The sequence below is a fragment of the Bradyrhizobium sp. SZCCHNS1050 genome, assembly GCF_032484785.1.
In the GTDB taxonomy this organism is placed as follows: domain Bacteria; phylum Pseudomonadota; class Alphaproteobacteria; order Rhizobiales; family Xanthobacteraceae; genus Bradyrhizobium.
On sequence record NZ_JAUETR010000001.1, the window covers coordinates 725,754 to 745,411 of the forward strand.

At 64.8% G+C, this 19,658-nt stretch carries 19 protein-coding genes and 1 tRNA gene; 3 read left to right on the forward strand and 17 right to left on the reverse strand.

Annotated features, from left to right (window positions below):
- Positions 1-135: 135 nt before the first annotated feature.
- From QX094_RS03475 to QX094_RS03525, 11 genes are all read right to left on the reverse strand, one after another.
- Positions 136-315 carry a hypothetical protein gene (locus QX094_RS03475; protein ID WP_316174186.1) on the reverse strand — a complete coding sequence of 60 codons (180 nt, stop codon included), beginning with the start codon at positions 313-315 and terminating at the stop codon, positions 136-138.
- Between the two features lie 347 nt (positions 316-662).
- Positions 663-2,054, reverse strand: a complete 1,392-nt coding sequence (locus QX094_RS03480) for a M20/M25/M40 family metallo-hydrolase (RefSeq protein ID WP_316174187.1) — start codon at positions 2,052-2,054, stop codon at positions 663-665.
- A gap of 126 nt (positions 2,055-2,180) precedes the next feature.
- Complete coding sequence (locus QX094_RS03485; RefSeq protein WP_316174189.1) at positions 2,181-2,528, reverse strand: RidA family protein; 348 nt, start codon at positions 2,526-2,528, stop codon at positions 2,181-2,183.
- Positions 2,529-2,535: 7 nt separating this feature from the next.
- Positions 2,536-3,669, reverse strand: coding sequence for an FAD-dependent oxidoreductase (locus QX094_RS03490; RefSeq protein ID WP_316174191.1), 1,134 nt, complete (start codon positions 3,667-3,669; stop codon positions 2,536-2,538).
- Positions 3,666-5,072, reverse strand: coding sequence for an FAD-dependent oxidoreductase (locus QX094_RS03495; protein ID WP_316183913.1), 1,407 nt, complete (start codon positions 5,070-5,072; stop codon positions 3,666-3,668). Before QX094_RS03495 ends, QX094_RS03490 begins: the two co-directional genes overlap by 4 nt.
- Positions 5,069-5,365 (reverse strand): (2Fe-2S)-binding protein, encoded by a 297-nt coding sequence (locus QX094_RS03500; protein WP_315713257.1) that lies wholly within the window; start codon positions 5,363-5,365, stop codon positions 5,069-5,071. Before QX094_RS03500 ends, QX094_RS03495 begins: the two co-directional genes overlap by 4 nt.
- A 33-nt stretch (positions 5,366-5,398) precedes the next feature.
- Positions 5,399-6,535 carry an FAD-dependent oxidoreductase gene (locus tag QX094_RS03505; RefSeq protein ID WP_316183914.1) on the reverse strand — a complete coding sequence of 379 codons (1,137 nt, stop codon included), beginning with the start codon at positions 6,533-6,535 and terminating at the stop codon, positions 5,399-5,401.
- A gap of 11 nt (positions 6,536-6,546) precedes the next feature.
- Positions 6,547-7,356, reverse strand: coding sequence for an ABC transporter permease (locus QX094_RS03510; protein WP_316183916.1), 810 nt, complete (start codon positions 7,354-7,356; stop codon positions 6,547-6,549).
- Complete coding sequence (locus QX094_RS03515; protein WP_315713263.1) at positions 7,353-8,234, reverse strand: ABC transporter permease; 882 nt, start codon at positions 8,232-8,234, stop codon at positions 7,353-7,355. The genes QX094_RS03510 and QX094_RS03515 overlap by 4 nt, the downstream gene beginning before the upstream one ends.
- Positions 8,231-9,274, reverse strand: coding sequence for an ABC transporter ATP-binding protein (locus QX094_RS03520; protein WP_316183919.1), 1,044 nt, complete (start codon positions 9,272-9,274; stop codon positions 8,231-8,233). Before QX094_RS03520 ends, QX094_RS03515 begins: the two co-directional genes overlap by 4 nt.
- A 116-nt stretch (positions 9,275-9,390) precedes the next feature.
- On the reverse strand, positions 9,391-10,422 hold the full coding sequence (locus tag QX094_RS03525) for an ABC transporter substrate-binding protein (protein ID WP_316183920.1): 1,032 nt from the start codon (positions 10,420-10,422) through the stop codon (positions 9,391-9,393).
- A 219-nt stretch (positions 10,423-10,641) separates the two neighbouring features.
- On the opposite strand from QX094_RS03525, the gene QX094_RS03530 reads away from it, so the two are divergent.
- Complete coding sequence (locus QX094_RS03530; protein ID WP_316183922.1) at positions 10,642-11,571, forward strand: LysR substrate-binding domain-containing protein; 930 nt, start codon at positions 10,642-10,644, stop codon at positions 11,569-11,571.
- Positions 11,572-11,694: 123 nt separating this feature from the next.
- Here QX094_RS03530 and QX094_RS03535 read toward each other — a convergent pair whose 3' ends face one another.
- From QX094_RS03535 to QX094_RS03550, 4 genes are all read right to left on the reverse strand, one after another.
- Positions 11,695-12,681 carry an FAD:protein FMN transferase gene (locus tag QX094_RS03535; RefSeq protein WP_316183924.1) on the reverse strand — a complete coding sequence of 329 codons (987 nt, stop codon included), beginning with the start codon at positions 12,679-12,681 and terminating at the stop codon, positions 11,695-11,697.
- Entirely contained in the window at positions 12,662-14,866 is a 2,205-nt protein-coding gene (locus QX094_RS03540; protein WP_316183925.1) for a PepSY domain-containing protein, read from the reverse strand. Before QX094_RS03540 ends, QX094_RS03535 begins: the two co-directional genes overlap by 20 nt.
- Positions 14,867-14,882: 16 nt before the next feature.
- A complete protein-coding gene (locus QX094_RS03545) occupies positions 14,883-15,353 on the reverse strand; it encodes a DUF2271 domain-containing protein (RefSeq protein WP_315752777.1) in 471 nt (156 codons plus the stop codon).
- A gap of 238 nt (positions 15,354-15,591) precedes the next feature.
- On the reverse strand, positions 15,592-16,029 hold the full coding sequence (locus tag QX094_RS03550) for a PepSY domain-containing protein (RefSeq protein ID WP_315729320.1): 438 nt from the start codon (positions 16,027-16,029) through the stop codon (positions 15,592-15,594).
- Between the two features lie 142 nt (positions 16,030-16,171).
- On the opposite strand from QX094_RS03550, the gene QX094_RS03555 reads away from it, so the two are divergent.
- On the forward strand, positions 16,172-16,834 hold the full coding sequence (locus QX094_RS03555; RefSeq protein WP_315713274.1) for a response regulator transcription factor: 663 nt from the start codon (positions 16,172-16,174) through the stop codon (positions 16,832-16,834).
- Positions 16,831-18,156 carry an ATP-binding protein gene (locus QX094_RS03560; RefSeq protein WP_316183927.1) on the forward strand — a complete coding sequence of 442 codons (1,326 nt, stop codon included), beginning with the start codon at positions 16,831-16,833 and terminating at the stop codon, positions 18,154-18,156. Before QX094_RS03555 ends, QX094_RS03560 begins: the two co-directional genes overlap by 4 nt.
- 565 nt (positions 18,157-18,721) lie before the next feature.
- Here QX094_RS03560 and QX094_RS03565 read toward each other — a convergent pair.
- Positions 18,722-18,797, reverse strand: a tRNA-Lys gene (locus tag QX094_RS03565).
- A gap of 165 nt (positions 18,798-18,962) precedes the next feature.
- Entirely contained in the window at positions 18,963-19,568 is a 606-nt protein-coding gene (locus QX094_RS03570) for a Spy/CpxP family protein refolding chaperone (protein ID WP_315769039.1), read from the reverse strand.
- Between the last annotated feature and the right edge of the window lie 90 nt (positions 19,569-19,658).

Sequence of the window (19,658 nt, forward strand, 5' to 3'; positions counted from 1 at the left end):
GTGACCTTCTCGGCATTGGAGTCGACCCACCCTGCCATCGGTCCTCCTCCTGCAACGACTGCTCGCGGGGCGCGCGAACCCTCCTCGACACCGGCGGCACGGCACAATGCGAGCCGCGACTTGTAGGTGGCGATCTCAAAAGTCTCGAATGTTGTTGGCGAAGGTGTTCTTCAGGAACTCGTCGCCGAACATCGCATGTTCGATCGCCGCCAAGAGCGGGACCTTCTCAGCGCCACATGGTTGGTGTGACAAGATGCGCGTCATCGGTTCGTTTCCGACCGAGAGCGCCAGGGCTTTGTGCAGCCTCATCGACATTGGGCGCAGGCTCGATTGCTGGCGCGTGGTCGAGCTGGATCACAGGAACCGCGGCGGGGTGTTCCGGAGCGCTGCGCTGATCGCGCGCGCAAGGGAAAGCGGAACTTGCCGAATCACTCGGCTGGTCAACGGGGTCGTGCATGTGGCAGCTCCGAGCCCTGAAGCGGCGATTACTAATCCCTTCCGAGACTAGGCGATATCAACTGCGTTAATCCATGCGCGATCTCGCCGCGTGCGGCCGATTCACCCGCAAGGCGGCGGACGACCGTGTGCTTGCCATCCGTTCGTGGCTGCTCGATGACGCCTCCCGCACTGCACGCGGAATCGTGATGGCCGTTCCGCCGGCATCAGCGCACGCGCGCGCCGACGCGGTCGAGCAGTGCCGCACCGGTGCGGATGCCATTGTAGAAGCAGTCGATCGTCATGTTCTCGTTGGGCGCGTGATTGGCCTCGTCGGCATTCGCATAGGGAACGACGAAGGCGGGAATGCCGAGGAGCTTGGTGAAGACGTAGTCCGGCAGACTGCCGCCGGTGCACGGGAATTCGAGCGGCGTGAGGCCCTGCGCGAGCGCGATGGCATCGCGCACGATCGCGCCAAAGGGCGAATCGAGCGGCACGCGCGACGGCAGCATGCCGCCGCGCCGGATGAACTCCACCTCCGGCGCATGGCGCTTCACATGCGCCTCCACCTTCGCCAACACGTCGTCCGGCGTCATCGCCTCGACCAGGCGGATGTCGCATTTGGCGAAGGCCTCGCAGGGCAGCACGGTCTTGCTGCCCGGTCCGCCATAACCGCCGTGCAAGCCGTTGATGGTCAGCGTCGGATGGAACATCAGACGTTCGTAGTAGCCGCGATCGGGCGGCGCATCGAGATGGCTGAGACCGAGGCTCGCCTTGGCGGCATCGAGGTCCAGCGGCAGGCGCTTCACGGCAGCAATGTCCAGCTCGCTCGGCGGCACGACTGCGTCATGCAGACCGTCGATAGTGATCTCGCCCGCGGCATTCTTCATCGTCCCGAGCAGGTGGACCAACGTCCAGATCGGATTCGGCACGATGCCGCCGAGGTTGCCAGAATGCACGTCGCGGCTGGCGTGCTTCGCGCGCAGCTCGAACGAGCACATGCCGCGCACGCCATAGGTCATGGTCGGCCGCCCCGAGGGGTGCATCGGCCCGTCCGCGGTGACGACGAAATCGGCCTTCAGCCCGTCGCGATGCTCAGCGACGAAATCGGCGATGCGCGGGCTGCCGATCTCCTCCTCGCCTTCGAGCAGAAAGATCACATTGCAGGGCAGCTCGCCATGCACTCGGAGATGGGATTCGATCGCCATGAGCTGCGCGAAATGCTGCCCCTTGTTGTCGCCAATGCCGCGGGCATAGATGCGCCCATCGCGGATGGTCGGCTCGAACGGCGGGCTCAGCCACAGCTCCAACGGATCCGGCGGCTGCACGTCGTAGTGCCCGTAGAGCAGCACGGTAGGTGCGCCCGGCTTCTTCTGCCAGCGTCCGAGCACCATCGGATGCCCGGCGGTCGCGATCGTCTCGGCGTCGAGGCCGATCTCCCGCAGCATGGCGACCAGCAGTGCGGCGACCTCGGTGATGCCGATGTTGTGAGCGCTGATCGAGGGATGCCGGACATAGTCCATCACGCGGGCCAGGAAATCCTGCTTTTGATTCTCGATGTGAGCGAACACTGCCTTCAGGCCAGCAGATGGACGCGGCAGGCTACGCTCTTCATTCATGATGTCGGCTTTCGGCGCGTGCGGTGGACGGACAGGCTCATGTTCGATCGAATTGGACCGAAAAGCAAATCACGCGCGGAGCGAGCCCCGCGCGTGATCGATTGACCGCTCGATGCGGCGCGATGCTCAACCCTTGACGGCCGTGACCACGATCTCGATCAGCGCGCCGCCGCCGAGATCGGAGACGCCGACCGTGGCGCGAACCGGCAGGTCGTCGCCGAAGAACGCAGTCCAAGCCGCATCCATCTCCTTCTTCTTCGACAGGTCGGTGACGAAGATCTGGCCGGAGACGACGCGCGACCTGTCGGTGCCAGCTTGCTTCAGGAAGCCGTCGATCTTGCCGAGGATGTTGCGGGTCTGCTCGCCCATCGACACCGAGGTATCGTCGGCGATGGTGCCGCCGATGAAGACGAAGCCGTTGGCCTCGACGATGCGGTGGTGGATGGCGGAGCGGATCTTGCGGGTGATGGTCATCATGTCCTCATGTGGATGGTGAAGGGATGGAGTTCTGAAAGCGCGCGATGCTGAGATCGCCGATGCGCGTCTGGGTGCCGCCGTGCGCGATGAGCTCGGCCATCACCGCGCCGGCGCCGGGGCCGAGCTGGAAGCCGTGCGCCGAGAAGCCGAACTGGTGATACAGCCCGTCGTGAACGGCGCTCGGCCCGAACACCGGAATGTCGTCGCGCATGCGCGCCTCGATGCCGGCCCAGGCGCGCACGATGGTCGCGCGGCGCATCACCGCGAACAGCTCCGCGACGGTGCGCGCGCTCTCCGACAGCTTGCGCCAGTCGAGCACGGTCTCGTTGCGGTCCTGGTCGGGCGTTGCAAGATGGCCCCCGCCGATCAGCACCGTGCCGTTGGGGAACTGCTTGAACGACAGCTTGCGGCCGCGCAGGATGACGACGGGATCGATGAAGTGCGCGACGGGCGACGTGATCATCAGCATCGGCGCGATGGTCTCGACCGGCACCGGCTCGCCGCACTGTTCCGCAATGCGGCCGGCCCAGGCGCCGGCGGCATTGACCAGCACCGGAGCGGCAAAGCTCTCGGAGCCGACGTCGACATGCCAAAGCTTGCCGTCCTTGCGGATGTTCGTCGCCGCCACGCCCTCGCGAATGAGCGCGCCGAGCTGCTCCGCCTTGCGGCGGAACGCCGTCGTGGTGCGCGCGGGCTGCGCCGCGCCGTCGCGCCGCGACACCACGCCGCCCGGACAGCTCTCCGCTACCGCCGGCACGAGGCGACGCAATTCCGTGCCGTCGATCAGCTCCTCGTGGCTGAAGCCGCGCGCGTTGAGATCGGCGACGCGGGCGCGACAGGCGTCGAGCTCCGCGTCGTTCTCGGCGACCAGCACCTGGCCGAAGCTTTCGAAGCCGCAATCATCATCGACCAGGTCGCTGATGTTCTCCCAGATGCCCATCGAGCGGATCGACAGCGGAATCTCCGCGACGTCGCGCATGAGTTGGCGCACGCCGCCGGCATTGACACCGGAGGCGTGACGGCCGGCATAGTCCTTCTCGATCAGCACCGGCTTCAACCCGGCCAGGCATAGATGCAGCGCGGTCGAGCAGCCGTGGATGCCGCCACCCACGATGATGGCATCCGTCTTCACCGTCATCCGCGCACCACGGCCTTGGTGGCCTCTTCAGTCTTCGGCAGGCCTGCGAGCTCCGACAGCATGATCGGCTTCACCGGCGCGCGCAGCCGGTAGTAGCCGATCTCCTGCGGGGTCTTGCCGCGCGCCTCGGCCATCAGCTCGGTGACGGTGAGGCCACACAGCCGCCCCTGGCACGGCCCCATGCCGGTGCGGCGATAGGCCTTGAGCTGGTTCGGCCCGGTGGCGCCGATCGCGACGGAGTCGAGCACGTCCTTGGCGGTGATCTCCTCGCAGCGGCATACGATGGTGTCGCCTTGCGGGATACGGAACTGCTTTGCCGGCTGGAACAGAACGTCGAGGAAGGTCCTGCCGCGCTCGGCGCGGGCCAGCTCCGCAGACCTATCGATGACCTTTGCGTGCGGGCGAAGCGCCTTGATCGCATCCCCGGCCGCCCGCCGGCCGCGCACCACGGCCGCCTGCGCGCCGCCAATGCCGGCGCCATCGCCGGCAATGGCGATGCCGGGAATGGAGCTGTTACCAAGGGCATCCAGCACCGGAGTCCAGCACAGCTGCAGCTCGTTCCAGCGATGCTCGACGCCGGCGGCCATCGCGAGATTCACATTGGGGACCACGCCCTGATGCAGCAGCAGCAACTCGGCCGCCAGCGTCTCGCGCTTGCCGCCCGCGGTGGCGTAGCTGACCGCCGAGAGCTTGCCCTCGCCCTCTGCCACGAGTTCGGTCACGCCGCTGGTGACGCGCACCTTCGCGCGCACCTCGCGCATCATCGCGAGCCCCTTGCCGAAATAGGGCGAGGTCAGGAACGCGAGGGCATGAGGCAGCGCCGCGATGTAGTTGGCGCGCGGGGTGGTGTCGAGAATGCGATCGATGCGGCCGCCGAGGCGCAGGATCTGCGCCGCGAGCAGCCACAGCAGCGGCCCCTGCCCGGCCAAAATCGTCGGGCAGTCAGGCACGAGGCCGGAGGATTTCAACATCGTCTGCGCCGCGCCCGCGGTCATCACGCCGGGCAGGGTCCAGCCAGGAATCGGGAACGGACGCTCCTGCGCTCCGGTCGCGATGATAACCCGCTTGGCCTTGATGAAGGCCGAGCCGCCGGCCACCGAGACGCCGATCTCGAGATTGCGGTCGAGGCTCCACACCGTGGCGCGATGAATGATCTCCGCACCGCTGTCGCGCGCGGCTTTCACGAGCTGCTTGCCGGACCAATAGTCCGCGCCGAGCAGCGCTTCGCTCTTCAGAGGCGTCGCATCGATCGCACGCCAGACCTGGCCGCCGGGGCCGGCGTTCTCGTCGAGCAGCAGCGTCGACAGAGCGGCGCCAGCCGTCATCTCTGCAGCAGCGAGGCCCGCAGGACCGGCGCCGATCACCACGACGTCATATTCATCATGCTTCGGCGCGGCGCTCATTTGCCGATCTCCCGCTTGCCCTTCTGGACTTCGATCTGCATGCCCTCGGCGACAGGCACGAGACAGCCTTGCCGGTTACCGACTCCATCGATGGTGACGAGGCAGTCGAAGCACACGCCCATCATGCAATAAGGCAGGCGCCTTGCGCCGCTGACCGCGGTGGCGCGCCGGACGTCGAGGCCGGAGGCGAGCAGCGCCGCCGACACGGAGTCACCCTCGCGCGCGGCAACCGGCTGCCCCCCGACATGGATCGTCACCGATCCCCTCGCATCACCCTCAGTTCGTTTGAACATCATCGTCTCCATGGCGCCTTGCGCCGTCATCCCTCAGTAGTAGCCACTGCCGCCCGCCCTCGCTTCGCTGTCGAAGCGGCTGGCTGTGAATGCACCGACCAGCTCCGGCTCGAGCGCGCCGTCCTTGACCATGCGCGCGATGTCGAAAGCGTGGTTCGCCGCGAGCGTCACGCCGGAATGGCAGCAGGCGACGAAGGCGCCCGGGTGGCTCTCCGACTGCTCGTAGATCGGAAAGCCGTCCTTCGGCATCACGCGGATGCCGGTCCAGCTTCTGACGACGTTGAGCCGCGCCAGATGCGGGAAGGTGCGCTGGGCGCGATCGGCCATGACCGCGTTGACGGAAAAGTTCTGCACGCGGTCGTCGAGCTCGTCCTCCTTGCTGTCGCCGATCATCACCGTACCCTCGTCTGTCTGGCGGATCGTGGTCAACGGATGCGGCAGGAACGGCATCGTGCGCTCGGTCACGACGATCTGGCCGCGCGTCGGCCCCATCGGCGCGGACAGCCCGACCATCGGCGCCAGGGTCTGGTTGGCATTTCCCGCCGCGAGCACGACCTTGGCCGCACGGATCTCGCCTTGCCCCGTCGTCAGCCTGAACTCATTGCCGTCCAGCGCGATCGCACCGACCGCGCGCTCCGGCAGATAGTCGACGCCGAACTGCTTCATGCCGGCGTGCAGGGCGCGGAAGGTGCGCAGCGAATTCACGTGACCATCATAGGGGCAGAAGCTGCCGCCCGAGACCTCCGGGCCGATCAGCGGCAGCATCTTCTTCACCTCGGACGCCGGCAGCATCTCCATCTGATAGTCGGCGGCGCCGACCTGGTTGTGCATGCGCGCGACGAGCTGGGTGCGCTGCTCGTACTCGGCCTCGCCGAGGGTGAGATGAAAGCCGCCGTTCTGCTGCAGCACCACGTCGAGACCGGTCTGCGCCTTCAGCTCCTCGGCGAGCTTCGGCCACGCCTTGGAGCCGCGCACCGTCCAGCCGGTGTAGGCCGGCATGCCCAGGCCCTTGCTCTGCACCCACACCAGCGCGAAGTTGGCGCGCGAGGCACGCTTGGCGATGTCGCCCTCGTCGAGCACGGCGACGCGCTGGCCGAGCCGGCCGAGCCCCCAGGCAATCGCAGAGCCGAGCAGGCCGCCGCCGACGACGGCGACGTCATAGTCTCTCATCGTAGTATCTCCTATCGTCCTGCGTCGCCGCCTTTGGCAGTGAGCACGCGGTCGAGGCCATAGACGCGATCGAGCACGATCAGGACGGTCATGGTGATGGCGATGACGCTGGCCGACACCGACGTCACCAGCGGATCGATGTTGTCCTGGATGTAGAGGAACATGCGCACCGGCAAGGTCTCGGTGCCGGGCGTCGCCAGGAACACGGTCATGGTCAGATCGTCGAACGACTGGATGAAGGCGAGCATCCAGCCGCTCACGATGCCAGGCAGGATCGCGGGCAAGGTGACGCGGCGAAACATGGTCCAGCCGTCGGCACCGAGCGAGACCGCGGCCATCTCGATCGACCGGTCCATGCCGGTCGCGGCCGCAAGCGTCAGCCGCAGCGCGAACGGAAACACCACGACGACATGGGCGATCACCAGCGCCGCGAACGTGCCGCCGATGCCGACCGACGTGAAGAAGCGCAGGAAGGCGATGCCGAGCACGACGTGCGGGATCATCAAGGGCGACAGGAACAGCGCCGACAGCGCGTCACGGCCGCGGAAGCGATAGCGGCTGATCGCCAGCGCCGCCGGCACCGCGAACAAGAGCGCCACGCACGAGGACAGCGCGCCGAGCCACAGGCTCACGCCGAAGGCGTGGACGAATTCCGGATAGGCGGCGAGCGCCCTGAACCAGCGCAGCGAGAAGCTGGTGATCGGGATCGACAGAAAGCCTTCGGGCGTGAACGCGACCCAGCACACAACGACGATCGGCGCCACCATGAAGACGACGAACACGGCATGGAAAATCAGCGCCAGAGGGCCGTTCCTGCTCATCGGAACACCTCCTGATAGCGGCGCTCGATCAGCGCGTTGGAGCCGACGACGATCAGGACGAGCGCGATCAGCAGCAGCACGGCGACCGCGGCGCCGAGCGGCCAGTTCAACGTATTGAGGAATTCGTCATAGGCGAGCGTCGCCGCGACCTTGAGCCTGCGGCCGCCGATGATCGCCGGCGTCGCGAACGCGCTGGCGGACAGCGAGAATACGATGATGGCGCCCGACAGCACGCCCGGCATGATCTGCGGCAGCACGATGCGGCGGACCACCGTCAGCGAGCTTGCCCCCAGCGACAGCGCCGCATTCTCGACCTGCGGATCGAGCCGCTGCAGCGCGGTCCACACCGCGAGCACCATGAACGGCATCATCGCATGCGCCAGCGCGATCACCATGCCGGTCTCGGTGAACATGAACCTGATTGGTGACTCGATCAGGCCTGATGTCATCAGGAGCTTGTTGGCGAGCCCGTTGTTACCGCCGAACAGGAGCGCCCAGCCGAGGGTGCGCGCAACGACCGAGATCAGCAGTGGGCCGATGATCACCAGCAGGAAGAGACCCTTCCACGGCCCCTGCATGCGGTTGAGGATATAGGCCTCCGGTACGCCGAACACCGCCGTGATCAAGGTCGCCAGCACCGCGACGCGGAAGGTGCGCCAGAACATCTCCGCGTAGTAGGGATCGTCCACGATCTCGCGCCAGTTCTTCAGGATGAAGACCGGCTCGATGCCCTTGTACTGGCCCCAATCGTGGAACGACAGCATCACGGTCATCGCCAACGGGATCACGACGACGCCCAGGAACAGCATCAAGGCCGGCAGCGCCAGCGAAAGGCCGGCGCGCGTCTCCGACGAGTTGGACGCGATGGTCGCGCTCATGCTGCAGCCTTCGCAGCGCGCAGGCTCATGTCCGAGACCTGCCAGACGAGATGCACCGCTGCGCCCTGCTCCGGCTGCGGCTGGCCGTCATTCTGCCGGATTACGATGGCGGGCCCGCATTCGGTGTCGCATTGGAACAGCCAGTGATTGCCCTGGAAGATGCGGCTCGTGATGCGCCCTGCAAGCCCGGCGTCGCCGAAGTTGATGCGCTCGGGCCGGACGCTGACGGCGACGGAGCCGGCCACGCCGGCCGGTGCCGGTGCACTCCACGATCCCGCGACCAGTCTGGCCTGCCCGGAGGCGCAATCGACCGTCGCGGCAAACTCGTTGGTCTTGCCGAGAAACTGCGCGACGAAGGCGGAAGCCGGCTGCTCGTAGACCTGCTGCGGCGTGCCGATCTGCTCGATCCTGCCCTTGCTCATCACGACGATGCGGTCGGACAGCGACATCGCCTCGATCTGGTCATGGGTGACGAGGATGGTCGTGGTGCCGAGATCGCGCTGGATCTGGCGCAGCTCGATCTGCATGTCCTCGCGCAGGCGCGCATCGAGGTTGGACAGGGGCTCATCGAGCAGCAGCAGGCTCGGCCGGATCACCAGCGCGCGCGCGAGCGCCACGCGCTGCTGCTGGCCGCCGGACATGCGGCGGGGATGACGGTCCTCATAGCCGGCAAGGCCGACCAGCGCGAGCGCCGATCGCACGCGCTCCTCGCGTTCCTTGCGCGCGACTTTGCGCATCTCCAGGCCGAACGCGACGTTCTCGGCGGCGGTCATGTGAGGAAACAGCGCGTAGCTCTGGAACACGATGCCGAGGCCGCGCTTCGCCGGTGGCACTGCGACGAGATCCCTGCCCTCGAGGCGGATCGCGCCGTGTGAGGGATCGAGGAAGCCCGCGATCATCTGCAACGTGGTGGTCTTGCCGCAGCCCGAGGGGCCGAGGAACGAGATGAACTCGCCCTTGGCGACGCCGAGGCTGAACTCTTCGACGGCCGCGTTGGGGCCGAAGGATTTGCCGACGCGATCGATCTCGAGGAAGGACATGCTTTGGATCCAGATGGGCGAGGAATACTGGCGCCCCGCGCACGGTGCACTTCCCTTCCCCCTTGCGGGGAAGGGAGAACACCGTCGTCAACGAGAGGCTCGCAACAAACAACCAGTCAGCGTTCGACTTCGCGATTCCAGCGCTTGGTCCATTCCTCGCGCTTTTCGTTGACCACGGTCCAATCGGGCGCATAGACCTTGGCGGTGCGTTCGCCGATCGGCGCCATCGCGCCCACGCCCTCGGGGACCACGACGGACTTCACGACCGGGCCGTAGCCATATTCCTTCAGCATCGTGAGCTGGATCTTCGGATCGAGCAGCAGCTTGATGAAGCTCGAGGCCAGCGGCGAGACCGACGGCTTGGCGATCGGACACGCCGTCGTCAGCAGGCTCACGGCCCCTTCTTTCGGATAGACGAAATCGACCGGGAAGCCGGTGTTGGCAAAGCTCTGCACGCGACCGCTGCCCCACACCGCGATGACCGCCTGCCCCGATTGGAACAGCTCGGTCATCTTGCCGGGCGACGGCTCGTAGGCCAGCACGTTGGGATTGATGTCATTCTTGAAGATCTTGAAACCGGCATCGACATTGCTCTCGCTGCCGCCGTTCATCTTCGCCAGCATCAGGAGCACGTTGAGGCCGTAGGTGTTGTTGATCGGCGGAATGACGAGCAGCTGCTTGTATTTCGGATCCTTGAGATCGTTCCACGAGGTCGGCGCGGCCCAGCCTTTCTCGGCAAACACCTTCTTGTTGTACATCAGTCCGGTGGCGACGAGGCCGATGGCGACCGCCTTGTCGTCCTTGAAGCGCGCGACATCGAGGAGATCGCCAGGCAGTCCGGTGACCTTGTCGCAGAAGCCGAGCTGGATCGCCTGGTACATCGGACCGTCATCGACGATCGCGACGTCGATCTGCTGATTGCCCTTCTGCGCCTGCAGCTTGGCGAGGGTGTCGGTGGAGTTGCCAGCGACGTATTCGACCTTGACGCCGTTGGCCTGCTCGAACGGCGGGATCACCTCCTCGCGGATCGTCTTCTCGAACGAGCCGCCATAGCCGGCGACATAGAGCGTCTTCTGCTGAGCCCAGACCTGCGAGGCAGAGGCCAGGACGGCGACACTGATCGCCATCAGGAGTTTAGGGTGCTTCATCGGACCGATCTCCATCATCTTGGATGCGAGACGGTATTAAATAACCGTCCCAGGGAGATCGGCTTGCCCGATGGCATCGGCACTCCAGAAACCCGGAGCTGAAGAGCCTAAAAAACGAGCCTTCCCTCACCCTGCCAAAAAAGATCGCAGCACGGGCTTTGATCGTCCAATGAATAATGGCACCCTATTCATACGAAAATGTTATGGATGTGAGGACGTATGGCGCGGATCAACTCGCGGCAGGTCGAAGCCTTCCGGGCGATGATGCTGAGCGGCAGTGTGACGGAAGCCGCCAAGCTGATGGCGGTGACCCAGCCGGCGGTCAGCCGGCTGCTGCGCGACCTGCAGGCGCTGCTCAAGATGGAGCTGTTCGAGCGCCGCGGCACCGGCCTGGTGCCGACCGCGGCAGCGACGGCGCTCTACATGGAGGTCGAGCGCTCCTTCGTCGGGCTCGATCGCATCACCGCGGCCGCTGAGGAGATCCGTGGCCGGCGCACCGGGACGCTGCGCATTGCCGCGCTCCCCGCGCTCGCCAATGGCTATCTGCCGCGGCTCGCAGGCCACTTCCTGCAGGAACGGCCGAACCTCAACCTCGCCTTCTTCGGCGTGATCTCGCCGATCGTGATCGACTGGGTGCTGAACGCGCAATGCGACGTCGGCTTTGCCGAGGTGCCGATCGCCCATGCCGGGCTGCCGAGCATCAAGCTGCCGGCGCTGCCGCGCGTCGCCGTTCTCCCGGCAGGCCATCGGCATTGCGCGAAGACGATCTTGGTGCCGCGCGACTTCGAGGGGGAGACCTTCATCTCGCTCTCGTCAGGCTCCACCAGCCGGCATCTGATCGATCAGATCTTCCATCGCGAGGATGTCAGGCGCGTGCTGCGGGTCGAGACGACGCTGTCGGAAATCATGTGCGGGATGGTGTCGTCGGGATTGGGCGTCTCGATTTGCGATCCGTTCACCGCGCGCGAATTCGACGGCCGGGGCGTGGTGATGCGGCCATTCACGCCGCGCATCGATTTCGAATTCGCCGCGGTGTTCCCGCCGCAGCGCAGCCCCTCGCCGGTAGCGCTGGACCTCGTCGAGTCGGTGCGACAGGCCCTGGAAGAGCTCGGCCGAGCATCGATCCCTGGAGAAACCGATGAAGGTTAGCTGGGCGAACCTAGAACCCGCTGATTGAGCGGCGTGTGATCTGGTCCTTGCTGAGAGCCACCAAGGCCGACGCCATCGCCACGGACCAGAACGCGGGAATGCTTGTGATTGAGAGTCTGCCGGTTACGGGCTCATTTCCTGCCGCGCGCCCCGAGGCTCATAGAACAAGGGACCGACAGGAATCTCCAAGAACGTCTCGTTCTGCCGCTGGATGAGCAGTGCATCCAGTCCTTGCTTCTGCGCCAGCGCCTTGCCTTGCTCCGGACCGAGAACCATGAGCGCAGTGGCCCAGGCATCGGCGTCCATGCAGCTAGCGGCAACGACTGAAACTGACGCAATTCCATTTTCTACCGGACCGCCGCGCGATCGATCCATCGTGTGAGAGAGGCGCCTTCGCCCGACATCGACCCAGCGCCGATAGTCGCCCGACGTCGCGACCGCCGCATCACGCAATTCGATCACGCCGAGCGGACCGCGCCGTTCATAGTCAGGCGCTTCCACCGCTACGCGCCACGGGGCTCCGTCTGCCTTGGCGCCTCGCGCTTTCAACTCTCCATCGAGCCCGACCAGCGCATTGGAGACGCCGAAGATCTCAACCACGCGCATCATCTCGTCCACGGCAAAACCCTTGGCGATGCCCGAAAGATCGAGGGCGAAGTGGCTGTGTTTGCGCGCCCTTCGTCCCGGCACATCCAGTTCGAGAACAGTGTGGGTTGGTGGCAACCGCTCGCGAAGAGCCGCGCGAAGCGCTTGCGCGTCTGGCGCCGAACAGGGAGGTCCGAAACCCCAGGCATTGACGAGACTTCCGAGCCCGACGTCAAAGGCGCCGCCCGAGGCGCGTCCGATTGCAACTCCCCGCTCCAAAACCCGCATGAGTTCAATCGGCAAGGATTCCCAGGTGCCCGGCGACGCTGCATTGAGACGCATCAGGTCGCTGTCCGGCTTCCATGTGGACATCTGATGGTCGACGCAATCGACGGCGTGAGCCAATGCGGCTTCCAGCGCGGCAAGATCGGTCGACGGCGGTGCATAGAGCAGCGCCGACCAGCGCGTTCCCATGGTGGCGCCGCTCAATACATGACGGAGCAGGTCAGTAGACATCTTCAACATACCTCCCTTGGGCTTTGAGTGCGACAGGATCCAGACCGAGGGGCGCCAATACGTCCGCCACCGCCTGCATGACGTCCGCTGCCATGTCGCGCCCGCCACAGACCATGACCTGCGCTCCGTTGGCGACGAGTGCGCGCAGGCGATCGGCGTCATCGCGCAGGCGATCCTGCACATAGCCGCCGCCTTTCACGCGCGAGAAGGCAGTGGTGAGGCTCGTCAGTCGTTTCTCACCCAGCCAGCCATCGATTTCGTGCTCATAAAGAAAGTCCGAGGCTGGATCGCGCCCGCCGAAATAGAGATGCATCGGCCGGCGCCCGCCGTTGGCACGAACTAATCCTGCCAGCGGACCTATGCCGGTGCCGGCGCCGATCAGGATCACCGGTTTTCGTCCATGTGAAGGACGGAAAGCGGGGTTTGCCTTCAAGAAGGCCTCGACCCTGTCGCCCGGCTGAAGGCCGTGAAGCAGACCGGAGCAAAGTCCGCCCGGACGCTTGCGGACGCAGATTTCGACGAAGCCATCACGGGTCGAACTTGCCAACGAATAGTAGCGCGGCAAGTTGCAGTCCGGCGGCAGAACCGCGATCAAGTCGCCTGCGGCGAAGCGCGGCCAGGCATGCCCTGTGAGGCGCGCGAACATGCCGCTTCTTGGCAGCGCGAAGCGCAGCACGCAGGTTGGCGCCTGCACCTCCGCGCCGTAATCGACGCGTTCGATGAGCGTCAGCGTATGAGTACGCGGCCGCTCCGGCACATGTATCAGCACAATGTCTTCACCCATGACGTCCGACAGGGCCTCGCCCCACCGCGCAAACTCTTGCCCGGACTGGCGGTCGATCGTGTCCAGCGGCATCAACGATCTCGAACCTTTACGCGCCAGGGCCGCTTCGACGTCGCGGGCGAATTGACAGAATTGCGGGAATTGCCGATCACCGAAGCCGAGGACCGCGACCGGAAAAGGCAGTGGCGCGGTGATCGCGTCGAGACGTTTGAGGAACGCGCCGGCTGTCGCCGGCGCTGCGCCGTCGCCATAGGTTGCCGTCAGCAGGAACATGCGCTGCGTCAACGGATAGGATCGTAACAAGCTGTCCATCGGAGCGACGTGAACCCTGTGCCCGTTGGCCGTCAGCGCGGCATGCAGCGTGCGGGCGAAGCCCCATGTGCTGCCGCCCTCGCTGCCGACCAGGATCACGGTGTCGGCATCTTGGGCGGGAACGTTGTCGGTGATGGGAGCGTGAGCGTGCTTCCTGCTCGACCACACCACGGCTCCGCTTAACCCGAGCAGCGGCACGCCGAGGGCGCTGACGCCGAGCAGCAATCCAAGCCACCAGAGCCCTTGCCCGGTGTGCAGCATGTAGATGAATTCGTAGATCTGCCGGGTGACCGAATTGTCCTGCCAACCCAGCAGCTCTCCACTGACCGGGTCGACGTAGCCCTCGCCTGCAGCGGTGGCTAGCTGGAAGTGATCGTTCGGATTCGCGGGGTTGGGAAACGTCAATTCACGCAGTTGGGAAAGATCGATGCCACGCAAAGCCTGGATTTGCTCGACCGGAAGAGCAGGGCCGCGGCTTGTCACGCTCGGAAATGTGGACACCTGTGCCGTGCCGTCCGGGATCAGTCCGAACGTCGTGAGCGACAGATACAGCGCCGTCATCGCCGACAGCACGAGCCCGAAGGCCACCAGTCGACCGAGATCGGTATGCAGGCGTTGCATGCCGCCGCCACGGGAGCAGCCGAGAATGTGCCGCCACCCTCCCATGCGCCGGGCCGTCATCTGCAGACCGGACAGCGTCAGGACGAGCATCGCGAATGCGCTCGCGCCTGTGGCCACGCGTCCGCCATCGCTCAGAAGGAACGAGCGGTGCAGGTTTGTCATCCAGCGCTCGAACGGGGAGCGCACGTAGTCCGAAACGGGCTTGCCGCTGGAAGGGTCCACCACGCTCGCGGCCGGGCCCGCTGCTCTGGAGTAGAAGGCGATGACCTTGCCGGAGGTCAGTCGCTTGATCTGCTCGACGCCAGGATATCTGTTTGCGATCCGGCCGGCGAGGTCGGCGACGCTAATGCTGTCTGGCGATATCGCCCCAGCTCTTTCCCAAGCCGGGATCACCGACAGCACCGCTCCGCTCAGGACAAGCACCATCAGCGGCAGGACGACGGCAAAGGCCAGGCCCCTATGAATCCAGCGCAGCATCACACCCATCCTAAGGCTACATGTCGTAAGCGAACGAGCGGATGTAGGTGCGCCCTGCCAGCGGCCGGCCCGCGCCCGCGGATGTCAGCGGAACGACCACCTCGGACGGGCTGTCGCGCATGTCCTCGGCGGCGGCGTCGATATGCAGCTTGTAGCCCGCATCGAAGAGCGCATCCGCAAGATCGAGCGTGATTTTCAGCGTACGGCCGGCTCCGACGCTTGCGCCGGTGATGCCGTTGATATCGGCAAGGTTTCCACGAGAACTGCGCTCCCAGCCGCTGAGATGGCTGTAATATTTGGACTTGGAGCCCGCCATCCACAGCGTGCCTTTGTAAGCTCCGGTCGCGTCGGTCACGTAGAGCGCCAAATACGCGCCGTTCCCGCCGTAGTTGTTGAGCGTCGTGGTCAACGTGACGGGCCGCGCCATGGCCAGCCCGGGGGCGGTCAGCGCGGTGGTCAGGGCAAGGGCGGCAATCATCGATCTCATTTCTGTCTCCGACAGTGGCGTTTCTATCGCGCCATAACTGAATGGCGCGGCTGACGTGCTCCTGAAGGCCGATCCGATTCTGCTTCAGGTCGCCGTCAGGTTGGCGCTCTCTGCAAAAGCAAACGCCCCGCACGACGCGGGGCGCGCTAGAACGCGATGTCGCGTTCGCTCGATTCAGGCGATGTCCGTCGGTCGGGCCAGCCTTTTGCGTCCCACGATGCTCGTCGCTTCCGGACCGCTATTGAACTTGGACCTTGGGGGCCGCGCCGCCCTGAATAAGTCCGTTGGGGGGCGGCGCCGTAGGCGCGGCTGCTCGTCCTGGTCCCGACTGATCGCCTCGCCGGTCTCGGTCACCTTCATCATGATCCTTGTCGTGCTCTCCGCGTTTTTGCTTCACGCGGATCACAGCCAGAGATGCAGGATCAACCTTTGCCTCTATGGCGCGACCGCCTTCGTCCTGTCCCCTGATCTCATAGCATCCATCGTCGATCTTGATTCTGCGCACGGTCCAGCCGCGCGCTTTCGCCATTTGTTCGACCGCTTCGCGCGGCTGCCATTGCGCCATGGGCGCGCTGCAATCGTCATCATCGGCCAGCGCCATGCCGGGGGTCAGCGCCCCCAGCAGAATGGCGGCAATCAACACTGTCCTGCTCACGTTCTCTTGCTCCCGCTTCAAGGCTCCTACCTGCCTTGTGGTCTTGAGCCGGTTTCCTGACGTTGACCTGAAGACGCCGCGACTTTTGCTTCAGGTCAACGTCAGAATCTCCCCTATGATTATCTCTAACCTTACAGGTCGACGGGGTGGGCGGAATGACCCGATGCGGATATTGCTGATCGAAGACGACACGATTCTGGGGGCGGCAGTACGCGACCAGATTGTGTCGGATGGCCATTCCGTGGACTGGGTGACCCGCTTGGATGCGGCACGGGAATATCTTGGCACCGCGGCCTATGACCTCTTGCTCCTGGATCTCATGCTGCCGGACGGCCGCGGTATCGGACTGCTGCGCGATCGACGCGCCAAGGGAGACGTGACGCCGGTCATCATCCTAACGGCGCTTGATCAATTGTCCGACCGGATCGAAGGGCTCAACGCCGGCGCAGACGATTACATGATCAAGCCATTCGATCTCTCGGAGCTTACGGCGCGGCTGAATGCCGTCGCTCGCCGCTATGCCGGCAATCCGAACCCGCTCATCCGAATTGGCGATCTTCAGATCGACCTGGCCGCTCGGTCGATGACGCGTGCAGGAAAGAGCATCGCCCTGACAGCGCGGGAATGGGTGCTGCTCGAGGCTTTCTTGCAGCGTCCACGGCAGGTCTTGTCCAAATCGCTGCTCGAGGAACGGCTCTATTCCTTCGGCGAAGAGATCGAGAGCAACACCATCGAAGTCCATGTCAGCCGGCTTCGCAAGAAGCTCGGACACGCCGTCATTGAGACCGTGCGAGGTCTCGGCTATCGGCTGGGAACCGCCTCATGAAGGGCCCGCGTAGTCTGCAGTGGCAGATCTCGCTGTGGCTCGGGCTCGGCGTCGCACTCCTCTGGATTGTTGCAGCCGTCGTGACCGGCCAAAGGCTGCGTCACGAAATGAACGAAGTATTCGATAGCGCGCTCGAGGAAACGGCTCAGCGGATTCTTCCACTTGCGGTGCTTGAGATCCTTGGCCGTGAGGCAGACGGCACGTCTCAGCGTATCGCTACGCTGAGGCAGCACGACGAGTACTTCACTTATGTGGTCCGTGACGAGCGCGGCACCGTCCTGCTGCGCTCGCACGGCGCCGACGACGCGATCTTTCCTCCTTTCTCCAGAATGGGGTTTGTCGACACCCCAACCCATCGAATCTACTTCGACACTGCAGTGCGAGGCACGATGACGATCGCGGTGGCGGAGCTGCTGACACATCGCCGCGAGGTCGCGAACCAGGCGCTCCTCGGGCTTGCCTGGCCGTTGGGATTGCTCATTCCCCTCAGTCTTCTCGCCGTATGGGGCGTCGTGCGCGTTTCGATGACCCCGGTCAGGCGCCTACGAAGCGACATTGAAGCGCGCGGCACCGGCGATCTGTCCTCGGTTCCAGCCGCGGGACTGCCCTCCGAGATCGGACCGATCGCCGACGCCGTGAACGGCCTCCTGGAGAAGCTTCGACGCGCCCTGGAAGCTGAGCGAAGTTTCACGGCCAATTCCGCGCACGAACTCCGGACACCGGTGGCTGCCGCGCTCGCGCAGACGCAACGGCTCATCGCCGAGACCAGGGACACCGCGGCCCGAACCCGGGCCCAGCAGATTGAGGTGGCGCTGCGGCGGCTTTCGCAATTGTCTGAAAAGTTGATGCAACTCGCGAAGGCGGAAGGCGGACGGCTTCAGGGCAAGGAGACGACTGACATCGCATCGGTTCTGAAACTGGTCGTCGGGGAGATGATGCGCGATCCGGCTGCGGCCGGTCGGCTCGCCGTCAACATTCCTGCTACGCCGGTTCTTTTCGATATCGATACAGATGCCTTTGCCATTCTAGCGCGCAATCTCATTGAGAACGGCCTCAAGCACGGAGCGCCCCACGCGCCAGTCGTTGTAGCTCTTTCCAACACTGGCGTGCTGACCGTTACAAATGAGGGAACAGCCGTTCCGCCGGAGTTGCTGGAACGCTTGTCTCGCCCGTTCGAGCGTGGCAGCACCGATGCTGACGGCTCGGGGCTGGGCCTCGCCATTGCAAAAGCCATCGCCTCCGGAGTTGGGGCCGAGCTTGTCCTGACATCCCCTTTGCCTGGAGCGGAGGGCGGCTTCCAAGCGAGGTTTTCCGCGCCGTGAGTTCGTGGGCGGCTCGTCCATGATTTTTCGAGGAATTGGGAGCAGATTGGGATGTGGCAATTGGGGCCAATCAGCAGGCCGGCGGCGAATCACGCGCGCGTGGCGGCCAGCTCTTCGAGAAGCGCTACGGTAGCTGTCAGGCTTCGGCTCGGCGGCGTCATCTGATTGGCCACCTCGCGCGCGAGTGGCGCATTCTGGCTCCACGACGGTCCACAGGTCATGGCGAAGGGTCGCTTGTGTCGTTGCGGAAGAACGACGCGAGGTGCCGACACCCAGGCGTCTGATCCGTGTCGCCCATACCGGCTGGTCGGCGCCGATCCAGAGGACAAGAGTTGGGACGCCGGAGCGAACGCTCGCTGCCGTGGTGCCGGAGGTGCACCCCGACAGCACCAATCAACGTTCAAAGACATTGGGGCTGGACGCCACCGAAGATCGCGGCTGGCTAGCCGTACGTCCCCTGGTTCGCCTTTCAAACTATTGAGAGCAGACTGTCGAAAAACACCGTCTGAAAAACCGTTAGTTTTTCAACCTCAGACGGTGTTTCTGCATAAGTCTTTGAAAGGCTTGGTGGGCGCACTAGGGCTCGAACCTAGGACCCGCTGATTAAGAGTCAGCTGCTCTACCAACTGAGCTATGCGCCCGGATCTTGCATCCGGAGAAAGCCTTCCGCGAGAGCCGGTCGTTTAGCAAAGCGATTCCAGGATGTCCAGCGATCCCTGAGCATTTTTCGGCACTTTCGATGCAGAAAAACCGCCGGCGGGCGGCGGTTTTCCCCAAATGAAATCAGAAGGATCGTCAAACGGCTGTCAAAGCCGCCCGGACTCGCGTTCCTCCTCGGACCAGCCCATGTGGCCCATCGGTCCCGGGCCGAAGCGATGCTCGCCGAAGCGCGGACCGTCCTCCATGCCGCCCTCGCCGCGCTCCATCCAGCGGTGATGGCGCAGACCGTCCGGTCCCATCATGCGCCCCATCGGCCGGGTCAGCATCGACAGCCGGCGCTTCTGGCCATCGTCGAGCGTCTTGTAGAGCGGGTCGGCGGCGTCGGCGACCTTCTTCATCGCATCCGCCGTGACCGCCATGGTGTCGGCACGCTCGCGCAGCCGCGCCACCGGATCGACATCCTTGTCCTGCGCCTCGTCGGCTGCCTTCATCCGCGCGTTGGCACGATCGAACCGCAGCTTGACGAGATCGCGCACCGCGCTCTCGACCGGCGGCCACAATTTCTCCTGCTCCGCCGTCAGCTTCAGGCCGGCATGGACGGAAGCGATGCGCGCATCGAGCATGGCGGCGCGATCTTCCGGATTCATGCGCGCATGATGCATGTGATCATGAAACCAGCCGCGCTGGGCGTAGACCGCGGTCGAGCCGGCGATGGCGAGCACGGCGACTGCGGCGATGGTGAACCTTCTCATGCCAACCTCCTTGGAAACTCGGATCAGCATGAGCCTGCCGTTCCGCGCCTTCAACTTACAGTTTGGACAGAGTGTACGACCTTACGAAGA

Coding starts and splice junctions, on each gene's coding strand:
- QX094_RS03475 (WP_316174186.1), bottom strand. CDS start 315: ATGTCGATGAGGCTGCACAAAGCCCTGGCGCTCTCGGTCGGAAACGAA.
- QX094_RS03480 (WP_316174187.1), bottom strand. CDS start 2,054: ATGAATGAAGAGCGTAGCCTGCCGCGTCCATCTGCTGGCCTGAAGGCA.
- QX094_RS03485 (WP_316174189.1), bottom strand. CDS start 2,528: ATGACCATCACCCGCAAGATCCGCTCCGCCATCCACCACCGCATCGTC.
- QX094_RS03490 (WP_316174191.1), bottom strand. CDS start 3,669: ATGACGGTGAAGACGGATGCCATCATCGTGGGTGGCGGCATCCACGGC.
- QX094_RS03495 (WP_316183913.1), bottom strand. CDS start 5,072: ATGAGCGCCGCGCCGAAGCATGATGAATATGACGTCGTGGTGATCGGC.
- QX094_RS03500 (WP_315713257.1), bottom strand. CDS start 5,365: ATGTTCAAACGAACTGAGGGTGATGCGAGGGGATCGGTGACGATCCAT.
- QX094_RS03505 (WP_316183914.1), bottom strand. CDS start 6,535: ATGAGAGACTATGACGTCGCCGTCGTCGGCGGCGGCCTGCTCGGCTCT.
- QX094_RS03510 (WP_316183916.1), bottom strand. CDS start 7,356: ATGAGCAGGAACGGCCCTCTGGCGCTGATTTTCCATGCCGTGTTCGTC.
- QX094_RS03515 (WP_315713263.1), bottom strand. CDS start 8,234: ATGAGCGCGACCATCGCGTCCAACTCGTCGGAGACGCGCGCCGGCCTT.
- QX094_RS03520 (WP_316183919.1), bottom strand. CDS start 9,274: ATGTCCTTCCTCGAGATCGATCGCGTCGGCAAATCCTTCGGCCCCAAC.
- QX094_RS03525 (WP_316183920.1), bottom strand. CDS start 10,422: ATGAAGCACCCTAAACTCCTGATGGCGATCAGTGTCGCCGTCCTGGCC.
- QX094_RS03530 (WP_316183922.1), top strand. CDS start 10,642: ATGGCGCGGATCAACTCGCGGCAGGTCGAAGCCTTCCGGGCGATGATG.
- QX094_RS03535 (WP_316183924.1), bottom strand. CDS start 12,681: ATGTTGAAGATGTCTACTGACCTGCTCCGTCATGTATTGAGCGGCGCC.
- QX094_RS03540 (WP_316183925.1), bottom strand. CDS start 14,866: ATGCTGCGCTGGATTCATAGGGGCCTGGCCTTTGCCGTCGTCCTGCCG.
- QX094_RS03545 (WP_315752777.1), bottom strand. CDS start 15,353: ATGAGATCGATGATTGCCGCCCTTGCCCTGACCACCGCGCTGACCGCC.
- QX094_RS03555 (WP_315713274.1), top strand. CDS start 16,172: ATGCGGATATTGCTGATCGAAGACGACACGATTCTGGGGGCGGCAGTA.
- QX094_RS03560 (WP_316183927.1), top strand. CDS start 16,831: ATGAAGGGCCCGCGTAGTCTGCAGTGGCAGATCTCGCTGTGGCTCGGG.
- QX094_RS03570 (WP_315769039.1), bottom strand. CDS start 19,568: ATGAGAAGGTTCACCATCGCCGCAGTCGCCGTGCTCGCCATCGCCGGC.